Raw genomic sequence first — 22234 nt, forward strand, 5'->3', positions numbered from 1 at the left:
CGCGGTGGCTGCGGCGTGCGGGGGCTCGGCGTGTGCGGCGGTGGGCGCGGGCTAGTCGGTGGCTAGTTTGCGTGCCCAGAGGGCTAGTTGGGCTCGAAAGCGGTCGCGGGGGTCGTCGAGGTGCCAGCCGAGGGCGTCCTCGACGTGAGCCAGGCGGGCCGCCACCGAGCTGTGGTGCAGGTAGAGGGTGGCGGCCGCCTGCCGGAGCGACCCGGTCCGGCAGAACGCCTCGAGCGCTGCGACGTCGAGCGCGCCGCTGTCCGTGCGGGCGAGGGCGTCCAGGGCGCGGACGTCCGGCTGTTCGCGCAGACGCGCGGTCGGGATGTCGGCCAGGAGGGCGAGCGGGCCGAGCTCGTCGTGGTCGACGACGGCGTCGGCGGGGCTACCCGCCGCCGACGCGAACCGCAGCGCGAGCCGCGCCTGAGCCCACGAAGCCTCGGCCGCGAGCCCGTCCACGTTCCCCCCGACCCCCACCCGAACCCCGCCCCTCCCGACGCGAACCGTGTCGCCGCCCCGCACCCCGGCCGCGCCCGGGGTGGTCGTGCCTGGGTGGGTGGCGTCCGGAGCAGCGGCGTCCGGAGCGGTGGCGCCTGGAGCGGTGGCGCCTGGAGCGGTGGCGCCTGGAGCGGTGGCGCCTGGAGCGGTGGCGCCTGGAGCGGTGGCGCCTGGAGCGGTGGCGCCCGGGGCGCCCGGGGCGCCCGGGGCGGTGGCGGAGCTCGCGGTGGTATTGCGGGATTCAGCTTGGCGGCTGCTGAGGGCGGCGCGCAGGTCTTCGGCGGGGGAGGCCGTACTGTCGCGTCGCTGGAGGAGTACGGCGGCCACGCCACCGATCACCGCGACCCGCACCGACCGCACCGGCCGCCCCCGAGCGACGAGCGCGACCGCTTCGGCGCCGGGGTCGCGCCCCCGGTCGTCGGTGACCGCCACGACCCGAACCGGACGATCCGGCTCCAGCCCGAGCAGCCGCAGCGCGCGGGTGCGGTCAGCGGCCGCCTCTCGGTCGGAGAGCACGAGCTCGACCAGCGCCGGATCGGCGAGGTGCGGCGCCCCGACCCGCTCCGACGACAACAGCAGCACCCGAGCCGCGAGCGACGCCCGCTCCAAAACCAGTTCGTCCAGTGGCGCGGGCCCACCCAACCGCTCCAACCACAGCCGCCCACCCCCGAACGCGATCTCCCCAGAAGCCGCCGCGCCCACCGCGCCGCCAGCGCCCACCGCGCCTGCGGTGGCCGCGGCGCCTGCGGCGGCTGGTCCGGCCGCGGTGGCCGGGCTGCCGAGCGTGGGCGATTCGCTCGGGGAGGACGGCTCGCCGTCGGGGCCGTACCGCAGGATCCGGCCGTCGGGGAGCTCCAGACCGCACGGGCACTCGGCCAACCCCGCCGTGGCCCGGACCAACGCCGCTGCCGTCGCACGGTGCTCGACGAGCGCGTCGAAGTACGCAATCACCCGAACCGCTGCCTCGGCGTCGGCGTCGAGCGCGGACAACCGCAGCAACAACCCCTTCATGACCGGAGAATAGCCACGCGGCTCCGCAGTGTCGCCATGGGTGCGTAACGCCAGCGCGGGAGGACGCGCGCGGCCCAGATCAACTCGCGGCACTCCTGTTCCACCTCGAACGCGGTGAGCAACCGCTCGTCGAGCGAGTCGCCGGCCGGCGTCGCGCGGTAGGCGGTGAGGTATGCCCTCCGAGCGTCGCGGATCCAGGCGTCGATCCGCGCGCGTCTCGTGCCTCCCGTCCGCCGGTCGGCGATGCGTCCGACGTAGTCGATGCTGCACAGCATTTGGGCGACGTCACGAGCGACGGGTTCGAGCGGGTCGGCGCCCGGGGACGGCGCCACGGGGTTGTCGTCGAAGTCGACCACCGCGTAGCCGTCGCGCCACCGGAGTACCTGGCCGACGTGCAGGTCGCCGTGGATGAGCTGCACCGGCGAGGGGCCCCTCACGGTGCTCAGCCGGGCGACGAGATCGCGGAGCAGGGGAGCGTGGTCCCGTAGCCAGCGCTGGTCCTCGCGGAGCCCCACGGCCGGGTCGGGATGGCGCCCGTCGTTCGGAGCGTCGGCCGGGAGCACCGGACCGACGTCCATCGCCTCGATCGCCTCCACCGCCTCCCCGACAGCCCTTTCGGCCCGCGAGACCCACCCCGTGATCTCGAGATCACCCACCTCCCCCCGAGGCGAGCCAAACAACCCCGATGCCGTCCCCAACGCCCCGTGCAACTCACCCGTCAACACCCCAAGCAGCGCCCCCACCTCGACGCCACCCAACCCAGCCCCCGCGCCGCTCGCGCCCGCGCCGCTTACGGCGCCCGCGCCGCTTACGGGGCTTACGGCGCCCGGGCCGTCTACGGCGCCCGTGGCGTCTACGGCGCGCATGGCGGGTGGGCCGTCTACGGCGCCCATGGGGCCTTGGCCGTCTACGGCGCGCATGGCGGGTGGGCCGTCTACGGCGCCCGTGGGGCCCAGGCCGTCTACGGCGCCCGTGGCGCGTGGGCCGTCTACGGCGCCCGTGGCGTCCGGACCGTCTACGGCGCCCATGGCGCGCGAGTCCGGGCCGCCCACGGCGCCTTCGGCGACCGCGCTCGCGGCTTCGGTCGGTACGGCGAGGGCGGATGCTGTGCACCAGTCGTAGCCGTCGACAGCCTCCGGTAGGTACTCGACGACCGTCGCGATCAGCGCTTCGGCGTCGCCCGAAGCGACCGACACCGTGGCGTACGGACGCGCGGTAGCGGCGAACCCGACCGCCGACAGGTGCGCGAGCACCGGCGGCCGAGGCTCCGGCCGACGCAGCCACTTCACGACGAGCCGCTCACCCACCACCACCGACGTGTTCGTCTGACTCGCGGTGATCGGCCGCTCCCCGACCACGTCGGGAACAGCCTCGAGCACCCGCACGACGAACGGCCCCGGCCCCCAACCCGTCGGAGCCAGACCCGGCGCCCAACCTCCCGGCGTCAGAGCCGGCACCGAACCTTCCGGCGCCAGCGCCCACTCTCCCGGCGCCAGCGCCCACCCTTCCGCCGCCAGCGCCGACGCCCACCCTCCCGCCGCCAGCGCCGGCACCGAACCCCCCGCCGCCAGCGCCGCCACCAACGCCTCCGACACCCCCGACACCCCCGGCGCGCCGGCCCTCAACTGAGCCACGCCTCGTCGTCAGTGCGCAAAGCCAGCGTCGAACGGAGCAGGCGACGCAACGCCTCGACCGCCGCGGGGGAGGCCCCCGCGAAGAACGCCTCCTCCGCCTCGCGGAGAGCCCGCGCGATCAGCGGCAGATTGCGCACCGCCTGGGGCGTCAGCGCCAACCGCCGGGTGCGACCACTCGCGCCCGGCGCCCGCACCAGGTACCCCGCACCCTCCAGCAGCGACACCATCTCGTGCAGCGACTGGCGCGAGACGTCCAGCTGCTGGGCCAGCTCGGTCATCGTCAGTTCCGGCTCGAGATCGAGCTGCACGAGCAGCCAGTACTGCCGGGTCGTCAGCTCGAACGGCCGCAGTGTGGCGTCGGAATAGCGGGCGGCCAAGCCACCGGCGTGGGCCAGCAGATAGGCAACCGGAGGTTCCATCGTCAGGGACCCTAACAGTTACGTGATATTCCGGCCTACGCTCTTTGAGCTTCCGGCGCCGGAAAGCCTCTCAATCCAGCCCTAGCCGCCTCAAAGCGGCTAATGAGTCATGCCCAGAAAAGAGGCACGCATGATCGTCGCGCGGAATCTCACGAAGAGTTTCCGGCTACGCAGAGGGCAGACCGTCGAGGCCGTCCGCGGCATCGACTTCGACGTACGACCCGGGGAGCTGGTCGCGTTCCTCGGACCCAATGGCGCCGGGAAATCGACGACGCTGCGCATGCTCACGACGCTGCTCCCGCCCACCGCGGGAACGGCCGTCGTCGCGGGCTGCGACATCCGGACCGACCCGGCCGGAGCCCGCCGCCAGATCGGCTACATCGGACAGGGGCACGGCGCCGGCGACTACTTCCGGGTGCGCGACGAGCTCGTCACCCAGGGCCGTCTCTATGGCCTGAAACGGCAGCGGGCGAAAGAACGGGCCGACGAGCTGCTCGCCACCCTCGACCTCGAACCCCTCGCGAACCGGACAGCGGCCTCGCTCTCCGGCGGCCAGCGGCGGCGCCTGGACATCGCGATCGGGCTCGTCCATCGTCCACCGCTGCTGTTCCTGGACGAGCCGTCGACGGGCCTGGACCCGCAGAACCGGGCGAACCTCGCCGACGTCATCCGGAAGCTCCGGGACGAGTTCGCCACGACGATCCTGCTGACGACGCACTACCTCCAGGAGGCGGACGCACTCGCGGAGCGAGTGATCGTGATCGACCACGGCCGGGTGATCGCGGACGACGACCCGGCCCGGCTCAAAGAACGAACCTCCAAGGACTCGCTCGACGACGTGTTCCTCGAGCTCACGGGCAGGAGCCTGCGTGATGACTAGCGTTGTCTTCGAGCGCGAAATCGCTCCGGTGCTGCGCAACCCGCTCGGTCTGGTGTTCACGGTCGCCCAGCCGCTGGTGTTCCTGCTGCTGTTCGGGCCACTTCTGGGCGACGTTCCGGGCACGGGGTGGCAGTGGTTCGTACCGGGGATCCTCGTCATGACCGGCCTGTTCGCCACCGCGGGCGCCGGCTGGGGGATCCAGGCCGAGCTGATGGGCGGGTCGATGGAGCGGATCCTGGTCGCGCCGGTCAGCCGGGCGTCGATCCTCGCGGGGAAGACGCTCAAGGAAGGGTTCTCGCTGCTGGCCCAGGCGGTGCTGATCATCGTGGTCGCGATCCCACTCGGGTTCCAGCTGTATCCGCTGCAGGTGCTGGCGGGCCTCGCGCTGCTGGCCGTGTTCGGCATCGGGTTGGGGTCGCTGGCGATCGCGCTGGCCATCCTCACCCGCAAGCAGCCGGAGACGTTCTGGGGCGCCCACCAGTTCCTGCTGTTCCCGTTGGTGCTCCTGTCCGGCGTGCTGCTGCCGGTGGAGAACGGCCCCGGGTGGCTCGCGACAGCCGCTCGGCTCAATCCGCTGACCTATCTGGTCGAGGCCGAGCGGGCGCTGTTCGCGGGTGAGTTCCTGGACACCTCGGTCCTGTACGGGGCGATCGGCGCGGTGGTCACTGCTGCGGTGGGTCTGACCGTGGGTGCCCGAGCGATGCGCAACGCGGCCCTTTAGACCGGGTATCAAAGCCCAGCAGCCCGACGTAGCTGCGGCCCAGACGACGACCGGCCGCGTTGCCGGCACTTCCGGATACAAAAGCGGTATCCGAAAGCACCTCCGCCTTGCCGGATCGCCGCCTGGGTCGCGCCTACGTCGGCCTGAGACTTTGATACACGCCCTAGATCGGGGGCGCCGTGAACACGCCGCGATCCGGGTCGTTGAACGATTCTTTGGCGACCAGTTCGTTCATCGGGTTCGCGGTGCCCCACTGGTCGGCGACCTCGGGCTGTGAGAAGTCGTAGATGTGCGGGTGCCAGGCGTCCTCGTCGAGCTGCTCGAGCTCGGTCGTGTACTCGACCGTGTTGCCGTGCGGGTCGAAGAAGTACGTGAACGTGTTGTCCCCGGCCATGTGCCGGCCCGGTCCCCAGATCTTCTGGACGCCCGCCCGCAGCAGCCGGCCGGTGCCGAACATGCACTCGTCGATGCCCCGCAGCTCGAACGACGCGTGGTGCGGCGACGTGTGCGGGCCCTGCGCGATCGCCAGGCTGTGGTGCTGCGGGTTGCAGCGCATGAAGTACATGACGTCGCCGATGTACGGGTGCGACAGCGTGTCCGAGAGCGCGAACGAGAGGTGCTCGGTGTACCAGTCGCGGGTCGCCGCCGCGTTCGGCGAGTTCAGGACGCGCGCGGGTGAGCGGGTCGGGCTCACGCAGCCGGCGATGAGCGCCGCGCTGGCTCGGCTCCGGCGGCACTTCGGCGACGAGTTGATGGTGCGCCACGGCAACCGCTACGAGCTGACGCCGCTCGGCGTTGCGCTGCGACACCGCACCGAGCTGGCGGTGGCAGCGGTCGAGCGGGTGTTCGGCGCTGGAGGAGCGGGCGCCCGGCGTCCGGCTGCGACTGGAGCCGCACGGGCCGAGCGTGATCGACGACGCCGAGACGACGCTGCGCGGCAACGACCTGCTGCTGTTGCCGCACGGCTTCATCAGCGACTACCCGTCGCAGAACCTCTACACCGATGGCTGGGTCTGCGTCGTCTCCGAGGGGTACCCGACGATCGGTGACTCGATCAGCGCGGACGAGCTGCGCTCACTGCCGTGGATCACGCAGTACCACCGCCCCACCGCGTCCACTACTGCCGACCGGCAGCTTGCGCTCCTCGGGTTCGAACACCGCGTCGATCTGGTGATCGAGAGTTTCCTGCCGCTCCCGTTCCTGCTTTCGGGGACGCGACGAGTGGCGCTGCTGCAGCGTCGGCTCGCCGAGCGGCTGGCGTCCGCGGCCGGAGTGCGCATTCTGCCGTGTCCGATCGAGGTGACGGACCTCGTCGAGGCGGCCTGGTGGCACCCGCTGCACGCGGCGGATCCGGGGCGCCAGTGGCTGCGCCGCCTGTTCGCCGACGCGTCAGCTGAGCTGTGATGACAGTCGTTGTCGTCGTCACCTTTGCGTCATATAGCGAATCGCGCATATGTTGGAGTCATGCACGACCACAACCATGACCACGGCGGGCACTCGCACGCGATCAGCCGGGACGCCGACCGGCGGTGGCTGGTCGCCGCGCTGAGCCTGATCGTCGTGTTCATGATCGGCGAGGTGGTCGTCGGACTGCTCGCCGACTCGCTGGCGTTGCTCTCCGACGCCGCGCACATGCTCACCGATGCCGCCGCGATCGTCCTCGCGCTGATCGCGATGCGGCTGGCCGCACGCCCGGCCAAGGGCAACTTCACGTTCGGTCTGCGCCGCGTCGAGATCCTGTCCGCGCAGGTCAACGGCATCACGCTCTGGGTGCTGGCGGCGGTGTTCGTCCTCGAGGCGATCGACCGGTTCCGTAACCCGCCGGACGTCGCGGGCGGGCTCGTGCTCGTCACCGCGATCGTCGGCATCGGCGTGAACGCACTCGCGACCTGGGCGATCTCGCGCGCGGACCGTCGCTCGCTGAACGTCGAGGGCGCGTTCCAGCACCTGCTCAACGACCTGTTCGCGTTCATCGCTACCGCGGTCGCCGGCGCGGTCGTCCTGTTCACCGGCTGGGCGCGGGCCGACGCCGTGGCGACGCTCATCGTCGCGGTGCTGATGGCCTACGCCGGTTGGGGCCTGCTGCGCGATTCCTGGCGGGTGTTCCTCGAAGCGGCGCCCCGCGGGCTGGACGTCGCGAAGATCGACGGCGACCTGCACGCGGTGGACGGCGTGGTGGACGTGCACGACCTGCACGTCTGGGAGGTGACGTCCGGATTCCCGAACCTCTCGGCGCACCTGCTGCTCGCCAAGGACCAGGACTGCCACGCCCGGCGTGAGCAGATCGCCGCGCTACTGGCCGACCGCTACGGCATCCACCACACGACGCTGCAGGTCGACCACGCTCAAGAGGCGCTCATCGACCCCGCTCAGCTGCGGCACGGTGCACCAGCCCCGCACTGAGTCACGGCTTGCGGGCCACCCCGCCGTACTCGATCCACTCGAGGCTGGTCTGCTCCGGGCCCGCGAACGCCGGGTCGGGCCGCCACGTCGAGATCTCGACGAGCCCCGGCTCCAGCACGTCGAGCCCTGCGAGGAACGTCTCGATCTGCGCCGGCGGGCGCACCGCGCCCCAGTTGCCGCCGGTGCTGGTGAGCATGAAGTCGGTCAGCTGCTGACGAACCGCCGGGTCGTCGCTGGCCAGGTGCGACATGACCAGGAAGCTCCCCGACGGCAGTTTCTCGAACACCCGGGCGACGAGTGCGGCCGGGTCGTCGGCGTCGGGGATGCAGTGCAGCACCGAGACGAACAGCGCCGCCACCGGCTGGTCGAGGTCGATCAGCCGGACGACGTCGGGCTGGTCGAAGACCGCGTCGGTGTCGCGCATGTCGGCCTGGATGACCGTCGTGTTGCTGTTCTCGGCCAGCAGCGCCCGCCCGTGCGCTAGCACGATCGGGTCGTTGTCGATGTACACGACCCGCGAGGCCGGGTCCACACCCTGGGCGATCTGGTGGACGTTGTCCTGCGTCGGTAAGCCGGATCCGTGGTCGATGAACTGGCGCACACCGAACTCGGTCGCGAGCGTGTGCACCGCCCGCTGCAGGAACCGACGGTTGTTGATCGCCAGCGCCGCGGTGCCCGGTGCGGCGGCGTCGAGCTGACGCACGGCTTCGCGGTCGACCGCGAAATTGTCCTTGCCGCCCAGGTAGTAGTCGTACATCCGGGCGACGCTGGGAACGCTGGTGTCCACCGGAGTGGGGGTCGTCTCGGCCACGGCCGGAGTCTATCCACACTGGACCGACGCTGTCTCGCCCATCCTTTCGAACACGAGTGCGAAGAAAGATAAGTGCAGCTCGAGTGCTGGTTGGTCTCAGACCGGGTGTTCTCGTGCCGACGTTCGGAGTGGTCTCTCTTACGTTGTGGTTCCGAAGGAGCAACGGTGACGCAGCCCGCGAGTCTGATCGACGCGAACGCCACTCCCGCGATCAAGGCGGCGTCCCTGGCGCTGCTCGTTCAAGAACGCCTCGTGCTCACGGTCAACGCGAAGACCGGCGCGGTGCTGTCGGTCAACGACCGTGTGGTCGAGCTGGCCGACCGCCCGATCGAGGCGCTGATCGGGCAGCGGCTCGACGCGCTCTGGTCGATCTCCAGCGCCTCCGTGGAGAAACTGCTCAGCACCGGTCGACGCGGTGAGTTCGTCGAAGAGGTCATCCAGATCAGCGACGGCAGCGGCAAACCGCGCTGGCTCCGGCTGAACTGCGCGCCCGTCCTCGGTGACGGCGTCACCCCGGAGGCCGGGCCGATCACCGCCGACACCGGCATCCCGCCCGCCGAGCCGACGGCCACGCCGGCGAAGACGACCTCCGCCGCCAAGGTCACCGGCGCGCCCGCTCCGGTGACGGCGGCCGCGGAGAAGCCCGGCGAGAAGCTCCCGGTCAAGCCTGCGGACGCACCGTCGGAGGCCGCTGCGAAGGCCGCCGCGAAGGCCGCGCCGGCCAAGGTGGGAGCCGCGAAGCTCACGGGCGGCAAAGACCCCGACCAGGTGCTGGTCACCGCCTACGACATCACCAAGGACCGCGAGCAGGTCGGCGAGCTGCGCGGACGTTACGCGGCGATCGACCGGTCCCAGGCCGTCATCGAGTTCGACCTCGACGGCACGATCCTCGCGGCGAACGACAACTTCCTGAACCTCACCGGCTACTCGCTCTCCGAGGTCGTCGGCCAACACCACCGGATGTTCGTCCCCCCCGCCTACGCCGAGGGTGCCGAGTACGCGAAGTTCTGGGAGCGCCTGCGCAAGGGCGAGATCGAGTCCGGCGAGTACAAGCGGATCGGCCGCGGTGGACGCGAGGTCTGGATCCGGGCCACGTACAACCCGATCTTCGACCTCGAGGGCAAGCCCTACAAGATCGTCAAGTACGCGATGGACGTCACCGACACGAAGATGGTGGCGGCCGAGTACGAGGGCAAGGTCAACGCGATGAGCCGCGCCCGCGCGATCATCGAGTTCGAGATGGACGGCACGATCATCACGGCCAACGAAAACTTCCTCAACACGACGGGCTACACGCTCGAGGAGATCGTCGGCCAGCACCACCGCATGTTCGTCGACGACGAGACGGCCCGGAGCAGCGCCTATCGGATGTTCTGGCAGAAGCTCGGCCACGGCGAAATGGATGCCGGCGAGTACAAGCGGTACGGCAAGAACGGGAAGGAGATCTGGCTCCGGGCGTCCTACAACCCGATCTTCGATCTCGAAGGACGGCCGGTGAAGGTCGTGAAGTTCGCGATCGACGAGACCGCCGACAAGATGCGCAACGCCGAGTTCGAGGGCAAGGTCAACGCGATCAACCGGTCGCGGGCGTCCATCGAGTTCGACCTCGACGGCAAGATCCTCGACGCGAACAAAATGTTCCTGGAAGTCACCGGTTACACGCGGGACGAGATCATCGGCCAGCACCACCGGATGTTCGTCGACCCGAACTATGCCAACACCGATGCGTACCGATCGTTCTGGAAGCGGCTCAACCAGGGTGAGTTCGAGTCCGGCGAGTACAAGCGCTTCGGCAAGGGGGATCGGGAGATCTGGCTCTACGCCAGCTACAACCCGATCTTCGACCTCAACGGCAAGCCGTACAAGGTCGTCAAGTACGCGTCGGACATCACCCAGCAAAAGCAGATGAACGCCGAGTACGAGGGCAAGGTCAAGGCGATCGACCGGGCGCAGGCCGTCATCGAATTCGACCTCGACGGCCGCATCCTCACCGCCAACGAGAACTTCCTCAACGTCACCGGCTACACCCGGGACGAGATCATCGGTCGGCACCACCGGATGTTCATCGACCCGCAGGAAGCCGGCAGCGAGGCCTACGCGAACTTCTGGGAGCGGCTGGGGCGCGGCGAATACGAGGCCGGTGAGTACAAGCGGATCGGTAAGGACGGCAAGGAAGTCTGGATCCAGGCCACGTACAACCCGATCTTCAACCTCGACGGCAAGCCGGTGAAGGTCGTCAAGTTCGCGATCGACGTCACCGATCAGAAACTGCGCAACGCCGAGTTCGAAGGCAAGGTCAACGCGATCGACAGGTCGCAGGCGGTCATCGAGTTCGACCTCGAGGGCAACGTCATCGAGGCGAACGACAACTTCCTGCGGACGATCGGCTACTCCGCGCGGGAGATCAAGGGCCAGCACCACAGCATGTTCTGCGCCCCCGACTACATCACGTCGCCGGAATACCGCGACTTCTGGCTGCGGCTGCGTAAGGGCGAGTTCATCAGCGGGCGGTTCCACCGGGTCGGCAAGTACAACCGTGACGTCTGGATCCAGGCCTCGTACAACCCGATCTTCAACCTCGGCGGCGAGCCGGTGAAGGTGGTCAAGTACGCCACCGACATCACCGAGCAGGTCCAGCTCGAGCAGTTGCTGGCGGGTAAGACGCTGGAGATGAGCGAGAACGTCACGGCGCTGGCCAAGTCGATCGACGAGATCGTGGTGAGCGCGCAGACCGCCAGCGGCATGGCCGGCACGACGCAGGAGAACGCCGAGACGGGCTTCGAGGAGCTGCGCAAGTCGATCGAGGCCATCGACCTGATCGAGAAGTCCTCCGAGGAGATCGCGTCGATAGTGAACGTGATCGGCGAGATCGCCAGCCAGACCAACCTGCTCGCGTTCAACGCGTCGATCGAGGCGGCACGGGCCGGCGAGCACGGGGTCGGGTTCTCCGTCGTCGCCGGTGAAGTGCGCAAGCTGGCCGAGCGCTCGTCGGAGGCCGCGCGCGAGATCAGCAAGCTGATCGCCGAGTCGGCGAACCGGGTCAGCCAGGGCTCGTCGGTGTCGCGCCGGGCGCAGGAGGCGTTCACCGAGATCCTCAAGAGCGTCCGGCAGACCAGCGACTCGATCCAGCGGATCGCGGCGTCGACGCAGGAGCAGCAGGCCGCATCCCAGCGGGTCGGTGAGATCATCGTGGCGCTGACCTCGGCCAACAAGCAGGAAGAGGTCTCGGTGTGACCCTGCTGGCCGAGCGGCCGGCGGCCGCGGACGAGTTCCTGTCCGGGTCCATCCCCGACAACCGCAGCCTGGTGCAGATCGTCACGGGCAACGACACCACGGTCTACGGCATGTTCACGATCGGGCCGTCGCTGGTGGCGCTGCCGCTCTCCGAGCTGCGCGAAGTGATTCCGTGCCCGTCGCAGTTCAGCCAGCTGCCGGCCCGCGCACCGGGCCTGCTAGGCGCGGTCAACCTGCGCCACCTGGTCATCCCCGTGCTCGACCTACGCCAGCTGATCGGCATCGACGACACCACCGGCACCGACGTCATCGTGATCGTCGCCCGGGAAGGCAAGATGTTCGGCCTGCTCGCGGACGAGATCCGCGGCGTCGTCCGGATTCCGAACGACGCGCTGATGGAGATGGCGGTCGGCGGACCAGGGGTTCCGCTGTTCCAGGAGAGCTTCGAGCAGCCCGACGACGGCAGCATCGTCGCCGTGCTGGACTCCGCCGCGATCTTCGAGCTGCCGGGCGTCCCCGTGGTCAAGGAGTCCGGCACCCGGAACCAGAGTGCGCTGGCGGCCGCTGCCACCAGCCCGGACTCGGCCGACGCCGGGTTCATCAAGGCCGGCGACACGAACCGGCGCGTCGTGATGCTGCTGCGGTGCGCGAACATCGGGCTGTCGATCGACGTCAACCATGTGCACTCGGTCATCCCGAAGCTGGTGATCCGCCCCTCACCCCTGGTCGGGGAGTCCTGTCTCGGCGTGGTGACGCTCGGTGGGAAGTCCGTGCCGGTCGTGGACTCGCTGCAGGTGCTGGGATTCGGGCAGCTGCCCAAGAACGACACCGAGCGCGGCATCGTGCTGACGATGCCGCGTGGGCTCGTCGTGCTGAGTGTCTCGGACGTCACGAACATCGAGTCGGTGCCGGCCACCGACGTCCTGCCGCTGCCGACCGCGGGCATGGCCCAGAACCGGTTCGTGCAGGGCGCGCTGCTGATCCCCGGCAAGGGTCAGAACCTGGTCCTGAACGGCGAGGCGCTGCGCTGCGACGAACACCTGGACAACCTCGCGAACATGGGTATGCCGCTGGAGGGGTCGGCGGAAGCTCTCGCCGAGGAGGAAGCGCGCAACCGGCGAGCGCAACACGAGGAGAGCACGGACGACGCGCCGGAGGGCCGCCGGGTCGTGCCGGTGGTCAAGAAGATGCTCACGTACAACGCCGGTGTGGACGTGGCGAGCCCGCTCGTCCAGATCAAGGAGATCCTGCCGTACCCCACCGACTACATCCCGCTCGACGCGGTGGGCGCGACGATCCAGGGGGTCTTCACCCACCGCCGGGCCACGGTGCCGCTGATCTGCCTCTCGACGCTGCTCGGACGGTACGAGGAGGTCGACAGGGCGACGGCGCGGGTGCTGCTCGTGGACGCCGAAGGCGGGGGTTACGTCGGGTTCATCGTCCCGTCGTTGAACGCGATCGAGGAGTCGATCTGGGAAGAGGTGGAGGACGAGCAGCGCGGTGTGGGCACCGATCCGCTCAGTCGCCGCCTGATCAAGGTCGGTACGCCCGAGTCGGGCCGGATGCTTCCGGAGATCGACCTCGAGCGGCTCGCCGCTTCTACTTAGGCTGGTGGATTCGGCATCGGGCGCCGGGCGCCTTCGACCCCCACGTCGTCCAGCATCTTCGTCGACCAGCTGATCGCCGACAGGTACGCCTCGGTGGGCTCCACCGGTCCGGTCAGCGCGGCGAGCTCGCTCACCGCGCCTTCCTCGTAGTGCCGCACCGCGGTGAGGATCTCGCCCAGGTCGCCGGCGCCCTCGGTGAGCGCCTCGCGGACCTCGTCGGCCAGCGGCAGCTCGTCGGCGAGCGCCTGCACGGAGCGTCCGGTCAGTTCGGCGATGCCGGAGAGCAGCCCGATCGTGAACGCGACGCTGCCCGGCAGGTGCTGGAACTCCGCAGTGGTCTGGCAGAGGCGCGCGCGGGTCATCGTGGTCGCGAGCTGGTCCTCGGTGGCGTCCGACACGTCGGTGAGCAGCATCAGCGTCACCCACTGCCGGACCTTGTCCAGCCCGAGGAAGACCGCTGCCTCGTGCACGGACGAGACTTTGACGGTCAGCCCGGAGGCCGCCGAGTTCGTCGCGCGCAGCAGCCGGTACGCGAGCGTGGGGTCCATCGCGACGCGGTCGACCACCTCGTCGTAGTTGACGTCTTCCGCGCTCAGCGCGGCGAGCAGCTGCAGCCGGCTCACCCGGGCGGGGGAGAGACCGGTCGTCGACAGGACGTACGGGCGCCCGAGGATGTTGCCGCGGAACAGGTCGAACCCGAGCAGGAATGCGACCTGGAGCTGCTCCTCGGTCTCCAGCCGCTCGGCGATCAGCCGCAGGTGTGGGTAGTCCCGGCACCGCTGGATCGTCGAGTCGACCTGGGCCGGGTCGGCTCCGCGCATGTCCATCATCACGTAGCTGGCGATGTCGAGCAGGCGCTCGTGCCCGCTGCCCCACTCGAACGCGCTCAGCGCGATCGTGAAGCCGCGTTCGACCAGGTCAGTGGCGCCTTGGACGACCTCGTCGTCGACCTCGACCGACGGCACGATCTCCAGCGCGGCGTGCCCGGTGTCGAACGGGATCGGCAGTTCGCCGACCAGGAACTCGCGGGTCACGTTGATGAAGCAGGCCTTCGCACCGACCAGCTGTTCCAGACCGAAGTCGGTGAACGCCGAGACGATGACCCGGCTGGTCGCGTACGGACCGCGACTGGAGGCCCTCGGCGCGTCCGCTGCGTCGCGGAACGACAACTCGTAGGCAACGACGTCGCCGGTCTGGTCGTAGATCCCTTGGCGCCCCACGTGGACGAGCGGAGCCGAAAGATCGGTTGGCGGACGCACGAGCATGGGTTCAGGTTAGTACAAAAACCCTATAACGGACGCTATGCCGCGACGCGTTGTGCGCGAGCATCGCCAGTGAGGGGTGGAATCGGCGTGTCGCGCGCCGAAACCAGCCACGGCCGGCGGCTCGGCGTCCGTTACGAGGCAGTGGTGTTCCGTCCCAGTACGGAGAGGAGCTCGAACGCCACGTGGGCGGCGGCCACCCCGGTGATCTCGGCGTGGTCGTACGCGGGGGCGACCTCGACCAGATCGGCGCCGATCACGTCGAGCCCCACCAGGCCGCGCAGCGTGTTGAGGAGCTCCCGGCTGGTCAGCCCGCCGGCCTCCGGCGTGCCGGTGCCCGGCGCGTGGGCGGGGTCGAGGACGTCGATGTCGACGCTGACGTACACCGGGCCGGCCCCGAGCCGCCGACGCATGCGCGCCACGACGTCCGCGACGCTGCTCGTCTCGTAGTCGTCGGCACGGATCACCTGGAAGCCGAGCACACCGTCCGCGGTGAGGTCCTCGGCGGTGTAGAGAGGCCCGCGAATGCCGATGTGCAGGCACCGCTCGCGGTCGAGCAGCCCCTCCTCGGACGCCCGGCGGAAGGGCGTCCCGTGAGTGGTGGGTTCGCCGAAGTAGGTGTCCCAGGTGTCGAGGTGGGCGTCGAAGTGCACGACGCCGATCGGACCGTGCTGTGCGTGGGCGGCTCGCAGCAGCGGCAGGGCGATCGTGTGGTCGCCGCCGAGCGTCAGCAGTTTGGTGGTGCTGTAGGTCTTGGCGGCGGCTTCGATCGTGGCCACCGCCTCGCCGATGTCGAACGGGTTGACCGCGAGGTCACCGGCGTCCACGACCTGCTGGACCGCGAACGGGGCGACGTCTAGCGCCGGGTTGTAGGGGCGCAGGAGCTTGCTGGCCGTGCGGATGTGCGCGGGGCCGAACCGTGCGCCCGGTCGGTAGCTGACGCCGGAGTCGAACGGGACGCCGAGCACCGCGACGTCCGCGGTGGCGACCTGATCGGCTCGGGGCAGCTGGGCGAACGTCGGTGGCCCCGCATAGCGCGGGATCAGCGAGTTGTCGACGGGTCCGATCGGCGTGGACATGCGGACGCTCCGGTTCTGTCAGGGCTGGTAGCCGGTGAGGAACGCCTGAACCCCGGCCGCAACCGCTTCCGCGGTCCGCTCCGGACCCAGGTGCCCGACCGGCTTCATCGCCCGCGGATTGGCCTCGATCGTGGTCAACGCCATGAAGTGCAGCATGGTGCGGTCGACGTTCCGCACGGTCAGAAGTCCCCGCTCGCCGAGCGCAACCAGTCTCCGCGCGACCTCACGCTCCACGCGCCGCGGCCCGGCCTCCTGCCAGGCCGTGATCACCGGCTCCGGGAAGTGCGTCGACTCCGCGGTGATCTGACGAACCATCGCGAAGTGCTCCGGGTTGTCGATCGCCTGCCGCACCAGCGCGTGCCCCACCGCGATCAGCTCCCGCGGCACGTCGTCCGCGGTTCGGGCCCCGGGCACGTCCCGCAGCAGCGCCTCGAACCGGTCCGCGACCTGCGTCGCACTGGCCTCCAGCACGGACGCGAACAGCACGTCCTTGCTCACGAAGTGCTTGTAGAGCGTCCGCGACGAGACCCCGGCTTCGGTGGCGATCGCGTCGACCCCGGCGCGCGCGTACCCGTCGCGTCCGAACACGATCCGCGCGGCCCGGGTGATCGCGTCGCGCTTCTCGGCCTGGAGCTGCATGGGGCTACTTTATCCTTGCGTAAAGTAAAACGATTACTTTACAGTCGGGGTCATGAACGAACCGATCCCTTGGCCGATCTGGCGAGTCAGCGCGATCATCGCGTCCTGCGCGTTTCTCACCGGCCTGGACGCGTCCGTCGTCAACGTCGGCCTCGACACGATCACCCGCGACCTGCACACCACGCTCGGCACCGCCCAGTGGGTAGCGACCGGCTACCTCGTCGCGTTCGCCGCGTCGCTCCCGATCTGCGGCTGGCTCGGCCGACGGATCGGCGTCGGCCGGCTCTGGCTCGCCTGCGCGGCCGCGTTCACGATCGCGTCGGCCGCCTGCGCGTTCGCACCGACGATCGGCTGGCTGATCGGTCTGCGCGTCGTCCAGGGCCTGGCCGCGGGCATGCTCATCCCGGCCGGTCAGACCGTGATCGGCCAGGCGGTCGGCCCGGCCAGGCTCGGCCGGGTGATGGCGGCGCTCGGCGTCGCGGTGACGCTGGCGCCCGCGCTCGGCCCGGTGGTCGGTGGCGCGGTGATCGAGGTCTGGTCGTGGCCCTGGCTGTTCCTGATCAACGTGCCGGTGGGCGTCGTCGCGATCTGGCTCGGTCTCCGGTACCTGCCGCGCGGTGAGGCCGGCGATCCCGGACGGCTCGACGCGTTCGGCCTGGTGCTGCTGAGCGTCGGACTGCCGTTGGTCGTGTACGGGTGCACACGGTTCGGGGAGTCGCGGGACGCCGGTCCGCTGGTCCTGGTGGGGGCGGGGGTGGGTGCGCTTGTGGTCTACGGTGTGCACTCGGCGCGATCGGCCAACCCGATCCTCGACCTGCGGCTGTTCGGCAACCGGGCCTACCGGGCCGCCGTCGCGACCGGCGCGTTCGCCGGTGCCGCGCTCTTCGGCGCGGGCCTGCTCTACCCGCTGTACTTCCAGCTCGGGCGCGGCGCCGACCCGCTGGAGACCGGCCTGCTCCTGCTCTCGATGAGCCTCGGAACCACTATCGCGCTCCCGCTCGCCGGACGCCTGTCGGACCGCATCGGCGGCGGCTGGGTCAGCCTCGCCGGCAGCCTGGTGACGGTCGCGTCCACGTTCCCGTTCGCACTACTTCCGATCGACGCCCCGGAGTGGATCGTCCAGGGCTTGCTGTTCGTTCGCGGAGCCGGCCTGGCAGGGGCGCTGACCCCGGCGGTCACCGCGGCGTTCGCGGCGGTCACGCCCACCCAACTGCCCGACGCGGCGGCGCAGGTCAACATCGTCAACCGCGTCGGCGGGGCACTGGGCGGCGCGATCTTCGCGGTGGTGGTCGCCAACGGGTTGCCGCGCGGCGCCGACGTGGCTTTCCACAGCGCGTTCTGGTGGCTCGTCGCCGCCTCCGCCCTCGGCGTCCTCGCCGCCGCCTGGCTCACCACCGCCGAGGCGCGCACGCATGAGACCGCCGCTACCGGGGAACGCATCTGACCATGTCCGTCACCGCATTCCAGAATTTCCCACTGGGCGACCGCGCTGCCCGCTGGGACGGCTCCGCCGCGGAGAAGCGCGTGCGTGCCTGGGCCGACGCCGAGGACGAGCCCAACGAGAAGTACCGCAACGCGCACGTCTGGTACGACAAGGACCGCAAAGACAAGTTCACCGGTTACAAGCTCCTCATCGCCGACGTCGTCGACGGTGAACTCGTCGCGATGCCACGGGGCTTCATGGCTGCCGCGGCGATCATGCAGGGCTCCCACGGCGGCATCGACCTCCCCGAGGCCGACATCGCCCGAGTCAAAAGCCACCTGGCCAAGTACTACGCCAAGCTAGGCGAGACCCCTCCCTGGGAGGACTGATCAGTAGACGTCGCGGACGTAGCGGCGGTCGGCTGAGAGTTGTTTGACGTAGGTCGCGGCGTCGTCGGAGGAGAGGTTGCCGTGGGTGGCGACCACCTCGCGCAGGGCCGCGTCGACGTCCTTGGCCATGCGGCGGGCGTCGCCGCAGACGTAGAAGTGCGCACCGTCGCGGAGCCAGGACCAGAGCTGGGCACCGTGCTCCCGCATGCGGTCCTGGACGTAGATCTTCGCGCGCTGGTCGCGGGAGAACGCGGTGTCCAGGCGGGTGAGCGTTCCGTCGGCGCGGAGCTGCTCCAGTTCGTCGGCGTAGTAGTGGTCCGTGGCTTGTTGCGGGGCGCCGAAGAACAGCCAGTTGCGGCCGGTCGCGCCGCGGGCGCGGCGATCCTGCAGGAACCCGACGAAAGGCGAGACGCCGGTGCCGGGGCCGACCATGATCGCCGGGGTCGCTGGGTCGGCGGGGGGCTTGAAGTGCGTGGCGCGCTGGACGAACACCGGCACGGTGGTGCCGGTGGGGGCGTCGGCGAGGAACGTCGAGCAGACGCCCTTGCGTTGGTGACCCGCCTCGTTGTCGAAGCGGACGACGGAGATGGTCGTGCGCACGAGGGTCGGGTCGTCGAGCGGGCTCGACGAGATCGAGTAGAGCCGGGGTTGGAGCGCCGGTAGGGCGTCGATCCATTCTTGGGCGGCTGCGTCGACGGGGTAGGTCGCGAGGAGGTCGGGGGCCTGGCGGCTCCAGGTCCAGCGGGCCAGTTCGCCCTTGTTGTCGGGGCGGAGGAGCTTGTTGAGTTCGCGACTCCGGGTGCGGTCGAGAACGAAGCGGAGCAGCTTCGGGGTCAGGGCTGCGATTTCGCGGTGGTGGAGTAGCGCCTCGTCGAGCGTGAGGTCCTGTCCGGACAGGGTTACCGGGGTGGTGGGGTCGAGCCCCGTGAGGGTGAGCCATTCGTCGACTAGCTTCGGGCAGTTCGTGGGCCGGACGCTGAGAGCGTCGCCGACGTCGTACTCCAGCTCGTTGGCCTCGAACGTGAACTCTCGCACCTCCCGTACCGCCCCAGACCCACTCAACACCCGATTTCCCACCACCCGAACCGCAACCGGAGCCCCCCTCCCACCCCGGTCCAGCGCCATTCCGGCGTCAGTGGCCCCGCCGGCTGCGGCGCTGTTCGTGCTGACCGCGCCGGCTGCGACCGGATGGGTCGAGAGTGCGGTTTGGATGTGGGTCATCCAGGCTTCGGCTGCGGGGGAGTAGTCCGGTTCGCAGTCGACGCGGTCGGTCAGGCGGTGGGCGCCCAGCTCGGCGAGACGGAGATCGAGGCGGCGGCCGTGGCCGCAGAAGTCGTCGTAGTTGGAGTCGCCGAAGGCCAGTACCGCGTACCGCAGCCCGTCGAGCCGGGGAGCGTCCGGTGCGGACAGTGCCTCCCAGAACGACCCGCCGTTGTCGGGTGCCTCGCCGTCGCCGTACGTGCTCGTCACGAACAACAGGTCCGACGCCTGGCGCAGCGCCGCTGGTGAGCAGTCGGCCATGTCGAACACGGTCACTGTGCGACCTGCCTCCGCGAGCCGAGCCGCCACCGACAACGCGAACTCCTCCGCGTTCCCGGTCTGCGAAGCCCACAGAACCATCACCCCCCGCGCCCCCACGCCTGCGATACCGACGGTGCCGACCGCGCTCCCGGCACCGGCCGCGCCGAATGCGCCCGCCGTGCTGGTGGCGCCTGCCGCGCCGAGGGTGCCTGGGCTCACGGTGCCCGTGCGGGAGTGGGTGCCGGCCAGGGAGCCGTTGATCCAGAGAGCCGTGTCCGGGGCGAACGGGGCGCCCGCCGGCAGTACCGGGATGCGTCCGTCGAGCGCTGGCGCGGCCTGCAGGCCCGTCAGGAAGCCCGCCAAGTAGTGGCGTTCCGCGGCCGAGAGCACTGGCGGTGCCATTGCGCCCAGCCCGAACACGTCGGTCAACGCGTCCACGGCGGCGGGCGCCGTGACGTCGACAGGAGCAGGAACGACTGTGAGCGCGACAGCGCACACCTTGAACTCGGGCTGAAACGAGATGGGGTCAACCGCGTCGTTCGTCACCGCGTTGACGCTCAGGTACTCGCCGAACACGTCGTTCCAGTGGAACGGCGCGAAGCACGTTCCGGGCAGCACCCGGTCCGTGACGACCACCGGCAGCACCGCCCGCCCCCGTCGCGACGCGACGTCGATCCGGTCCCCGTCCTGGACCCCGAGGTCAGCGGCGTCCGCCGGGTGAACCTCGACGAACGGCCCCGGGTTCAGCCGGCCCAGCTTCTCGACCTTGCCGGTCTTCGTCATCGTGTGCCACTGATGCGGCAACCGGCCCGTGTTCAGCACGAACGGAAAATCCTCGTCGGGCAGCTCGGCCGGCGGCACGTGCGGACGCGGATAAAACGCCGCCCGCCCACTCCCCGTCGGAAACACCATCCTGGTCCGCGCGCCGTCCGCGGAATCGACCGCGTAGCGCTGCGGATGCCGCGCAACCGCATCCCCCGGCGGCGAAGGCCACTGCACCGGCCCCTCCCGCAGCCGCGCGTGCGAAACGCCCCGCAGGTCGTATCCGGTCACCGGATTCGCGAACGCGGTCAGCTCGGCGAACACCTCCGCAGCGGACGCATGCGCAAAGCCCTCGAACCCCATCTCGGTCGCGACCCGGGCGATCAGCAGCCAGTCCGGCAACGCCTCGCCGGGCGCATCCACGGCCTGCGGTGCGAGCGTCAGGTTGCGCTCGGAGTTGACCGTCACCCCGTCGTACTCCGCCCACATCGCCGCAGGCAGCACCACATCGGCGTACTCGTTCGTCTCGGTGTTCGCGAACACGTCCTGCGTCACGACGAACTCCGCGGCCTCCAACCCCTCGATCACCGTCCGCCGGTTCGCGACCGACGCGACCGGGTTCGTGCAGATGATCCAGGCCGCCTTCACCTCGCCGTCGGCCATCCGCCGGAACAGATCGACGGTGCCCGAGCCCACCGCCGTCGGAATCGTCCCGGCCGGCAACCCCCACTGCGACTCCACGAACGCCCGATCGCCCTCGACCAGCACCGACCGCTGACCAGGCAGACCAGGCCCCATGTACCCCATCTCCCGGCCACCCATCGCGTTCGGCTGACCGGTCAGCGAGAACGGCCCGGCCCCGGGATGCCCGATCGCCCCCGTCGCCAGGTGCAGGTTGACCAGCGCGTTCGTGTTCCACGTGCCGTGGGTGCTCTGGTTGAGGCCCATCGTCCAGCAGCTCATCCAGCGGTCGCCGGCGCCGGCGATCAGGCGCGCGGCCTCCCGCAGGTCGTCTTCCGGAACGCCGGTGATCTCGGCAACCCGCGCTGGCGGGTAGTCCCGCAGCAGCGCCGGCATCGCGTCCCAGCCCTCGGTGTGGTTCGCGACGAAGTCGGCGTCCACCGGCAGCAGCGCGAGCAACCCGTTCAGCAAAGCCAGGTCCGTACCTGGCTTGAGCTGCAGGAACAGGTCCGCCTTCGCGGCGGTTGCGGTCCTTCGAGGATCGACGACGATCAGCTTGGCGCCGCCGCGTTTGATCCGGTCGAGCATCCGGAGGAACAGGATCGGGTGGCAGTCGGCCATGTTCGAGCCGATCACCAGGAACACGTCGGCGTGGTCGAAGTCGTCGTACGAGCCGGGTGGGCCGTCGGCGCCGAGCGAGAGTTTGTAGCCGCTCGCCGCGCTGGCCATGCAGAGCCGCGAGTTCGACTCGATCTGGTTCGTGCGCAGGTAGCCCTTGGCGAGTTTGGTGGCCAGGTACTGGGCTTCGAGCGACATCTGACCGGAGACGTAGAGCCCGATCGCGTCCGGGCCGTGCTCGTCGCGGATCGCCCGGAGGCGCCGGGCGGTCAGGGTGATCGCCTCGTCGACGGGGGTGGGGGTCTGGCCCGCGTCGTCGCGGACCAGGGCCGTGGAGAGCCGGCCTTCGGCCGACAACAGGTCCACGCTGGTGGCGCCCTTGGTGCAGAGCCTGCCCCGGTTCGCCGGATGTTCCTTGTCTCCGGACGCTGTGAGTGCGCGCCGCCGCCCGTCGGCGTCGCGCCCGATCTCCAGGACGACGCCGCAGCCGACGCCGCAGTACGAGCACACGGTCTTAACGCGTTCGGACACGCCTCGATGGTGCGAACCAGGCGTTTCGTCGACGTCACGCGGTTCGGGCAGGCCTGGTTACACCTCCCGCACACCGCCCCGCCCACACGGTGAGCCCGCCGTACCCTGGCCCAC

Annotated in this window: 15 protein-coding genes and 2 pseudogenes; 8 read left to right on the plus strand and 9 right to left on the minus strand. The window is 70.0% G+C overall.

Annotated elements, in window-relative coordinates:
* Positions 1 to 51 precede the first annotated feature (51 nt).
* Genes ACGFY5_RS16340 through ACGFY5_RS16350 form a run of 3 tightly spaced genes read right to left on the minus strand, consistent with a single transcriptional unit; the run spans position 52 to position 3559 of the window.
* A complete protein-coding gene (locus tag ACGFY5_RS16340; RefSeq protein ID WP_392720608.1) occupies positions 52 to 1506 on the minus strand; it encodes a helix-turn-helix domain-containing protein in 1455 nt (484 codons plus the stop codon).
* Entirely contained in the window at positions 1503 to 3140 is a 1638-nt protein-coding gene (locus ACGFY5_RS16345) for a hypothetical protein (RefSeq protein WP_392720610.1), read from the minus strand. The genes ACGFY5_RS16340 and ACGFY5_RS16345 overlap by 4 nt, the downstream gene beginning before the upstream one ends.
* The gene (locus tag ACGFY5_RS16350; RefSeq protein ID WP_392720612.1) at positions 3128 to 3559 is read right to left on the minus strand and encodes a MarR family winged helix-turn-helix transcriptional regulator; all 432 of its coding nucleotides are present in this window, start codon (positions 3557 to 3559) and stop codon (positions 3128 to 3130) included. The genes ACGFY5_RS16345 and ACGFY5_RS16350 overlap by 13 nt, the downstream gene beginning before the upstream one ends.
* Before the next feature lie 130 nt (positions 3560 to 3689).
* Between ACGFY5_RS16350 and ACGFY5_RS16355 the strand changes: the two are divergent.
* Together ACGFY5_RS16355 and ACGFY5_RS16360 are read left to right on the plus strand one after the other, a co-directional pair.
* Positions 3690 to 4391: pseudogene (locus ACGFY5_RS16355) on the plus strand (ABC transporter ATP-binding protein); the annotation flags it as partial.
* Positions 4392 to 4431: 40 nt separating this feature from the next.
* Positions 4432 to 5160, plus strand: a complete 729-nt coding sequence (locus ACGFY5_RS16360; protein ID WP_392720614.1) for an ABC transporter permease — start codon at positions 4432 to 4434, stop codon at positions 5158 to 5160.
* 163 nt (positions 5161 to 5323) lie between these two features.
* Here ACGFY5_RS16360 and ACGFY5_RS16365 read toward each other — a convergent pair.
* Positions 5324 to 5830, minus strand: a pseudogene (locus tag ACGFY5_RS16365) (VOC family protein); the annotation flags it as partial.
* A gap of 125 nt (positions 5831 to 5955) precedes the next feature.
* Here ACGFY5_RS16365 and ACGFY5_RS16370 point away from each other — a divergent pair.
* Positions 5956 to 6564 carry a LysR substrate-binding domain-containing protein gene (locus tag ACGFY5_RS16370; RefSeq protein ID WP_392720616.1) on the plus strand — a complete coding sequence of 203 codons (609 nt, stop codon included), beginning with the start codon at positions 5956 to 5958 and terminating at the stop codon, positions 6562 to 6564.
* Between the two features lie 60 nt (positions 6565 to 6624).
* On the plus strand, positions 6625 to 7563 hold the full coding sequence (locus ACGFY5_RS16375) for a cation diffusion facilitator family transporter (RefSeq protein WP_392720618.1): 939 nt from the start codon (positions 6625 to 6627) through the stop codon (positions 7561 to 7563).
* A 1-nt stretch (position 7564) separates the two neighbouring features.
* Here ACGFY5_RS16375 and ACGFY5_RS16380 read toward each other — a convergent pair whose 3' ends face one another.
* On the minus strand, positions 7565 to 8374 hold the full coding sequence (locus ACGFY5_RS16380) for an SAM-dependent methyltransferase (protein WP_392720619.1): 810 nt from the start codon (positions 8372 to 8374) through the stop codon (positions 7565 to 7567).
* Between the two features lie 165 nt (positions 8375 to 8539).
* On the opposite strand from ACGFY5_RS16380, the gene ACGFY5_RS16385 reads away from it, so the two are divergent.
* Together ACGFY5_RS16385 and ACGFY5_RS16390 are read left to right on the plus strand one after the other, a co-directional pair.
* The gene (locus ACGFY5_RS16385; RefSeq protein ID WP_392720621.1) at positions 8540 to 11608 is read left to right on the plus strand and encodes a PAS domain S-box protein; all 3069 of its coding nucleotides are present in this window, start codon (positions 8540 to 8542) and stop codon (positions 11606 to 11608) included.
* Positions 11605 to 13215, plus strand: a complete 1611-nt coding sequence (locus ACGFY5_RS16390) for a chemotaxis protein CheW (protein WP_392720622.1) — start codon at positions 11605 to 11607, stop codon at positions 13213 to 13215. The genes ACGFY5_RS16385 and ACGFY5_RS16390 overlap by 4 nt, the downstream gene beginning before the upstream one ends.
* Here the strand turns inward: ACGFY5_RS16390 and ACGFY5_RS16395 are convergent.
* The 3 genes from ACGFY5_RS16395 to ACGFY5_RS16405 form a co-directional block, all read right to left on the minus strand.
* Entirely contained in the window at positions 13212 to 14480 is a 1269-nt protein-coding gene (locus ACGFY5_RS16395; protein ID WP_392720624.1) for an EAL and HDOD domain-containing protein, read from the minus strand. The two genes, ACGFY5_RS16390 and ACGFY5_RS16395, sit on opposite strands and share 4 nt — an antisense overlap.
* Before the next feature lie 131 nt (positions 14481 to 14611).
* The gene (gene speB, locus ACGFY5_RS16400; protein WP_392720626.1) at positions 14612 to 15556 is read right to left on the minus strand and encodes an agmatinase; all 945 of its coding nucleotides are present in this window, start codon (positions 15554 to 15556) and stop codon (positions 14612 to 14614) included.
* A gap of 18 nt (positions 15557 to 15574) precedes the next feature.
* On the minus strand, positions 15575 to 16195 hold the full coding sequence (locus tag ACGFY5_RS16405; RefSeq protein ID WP_392720627.1) for a TetR/AcrR family transcriptional regulator: 621 nt from the start codon (positions 16193 to 16195) through the stop codon (positions 15575 to 15577).
* A 52-nt stretch (positions 16196 to 16247) separates the two neighbouring features.
* Here ACGFY5_RS16405 and ACGFY5_RS16410 point away from each other — a divergent pair, with 52 nt between their 5' ends.
* Positions 16248 to 17639, plus strand: coding sequence for a DHA2 family efflux MFS transporter permease subunit (locus ACGFY5_RS16410; protein ID WP_392720629.1), 1392 nt, complete (start codon positions 16248 to 16250; stop codon positions 17637 to 17639).
* 2 nt (positions 17640 to 17641) lie between these two features.
* A complete protein-coding gene (locus ACGFY5_RS16415) occupies positions 17642 to 18007 on the plus strand; it encodes a hypothetical protein (protein WP_392720630.1) in 366 nt (121 codons plus the stop codon).
* On the opposite strand, the gene ACGFY5_RS16420 is transcribed toward ACGFY5_RS16415, so the two are convergent.
* On the minus strand, positions 18008 to 22120 hold the full coding sequence (locus ACGFY5_RS16420) for a molybdopterin-dependent oxidoreductase (protein WP_392720631.1): 4113 nt from the start codon (positions 22118 to 22120) through the stop codon (positions 18008 to 18010). It lies immediately after the preceding gene.
* Between the last annotated feature and the right edge of the window lie 114 nt (positions 22121 to 22234).

Origin of the sequence: Cryptosporangium sp. NPDC048952 (assembly GCF_043197895.1) — a bacterium.
GTDB lineage: Bacteria > Actinomycetota > Actinomycetes > Mycobacteriales > Cryptosporangiaceae > Cryptosporangium.

What these genes read in the sequence shown, in the direction of transcription:
- ACGFY5_RS16410 (WP_392720629.1), top strand. Translation starts at nt 16,248, where the DNA reads ATGAACGAACCGATCCCTTGGCCGATCTGGCGAGTCAGCGCGATCATC.
- ACGFY5_RS16395 (WP_392720624.1), bottom strand. Translation starts at nt 14,480, where the DNA reads ATGCTCGTGCGTCCGCCAACCGATCTTTCGGCTCCGCTCGTCCACGTG.
- ACGFY5_RS16405 (WP_392720627.1), bottom strand. Translation starts at nt 16,195, where the DNA reads ATGCAGCTCCAGGCCGAGAAGCGCGACGCGATCACCCGGGCCGCGCGG.
- ACGFY5_RS16350 (WP_392720612.1), bottom strand. Translation starts at nt 3,559, where the DNA reads ATGGAACCTCCGGTTGCCTATCTGCTGGCCCACGCCGGTGGCTTGGCC.
- ACGFY5_RS16360 (WP_392720614.1), top strand. Translation starts at nt 4,432, where the DNA reads ATGACTAGCGTTGTCTTCGAGCGCGAAATCGCTCCGGTGCTGCGCAAC.
- ACGFY5_RS16340 (WP_392720608.1), bottom strand. Translation starts at nt 1,506, where the DNA reads ATGAAGGGGTTGTTGCTGCGGTTGTCCGCGCTCGACGCCGACGCCGAG.
- ACGFY5_RS16415 (WP_392720630.1), top strand. Translation starts at nt 17,642, where the DNA reads ATGTCCGTCACCGCATTCCAGAATTTCCCACTGGGCGACCGCGCTGCC.
- ACGFY5_RS16375 (WP_392720618.1), top strand. Translation starts at nt 6,625, where the DNA reads ATGCACGACCACAACCATGACCACGGCGGGCACTCGCACGCGATCAGC.
- speB (WP_392720626.1), bottom strand. Translation starts at nt 15,556, where the DNA reads ATGTCCACGCCGATCGGACCCGTCGACAACTCGCTGATCCCGCGCTAT.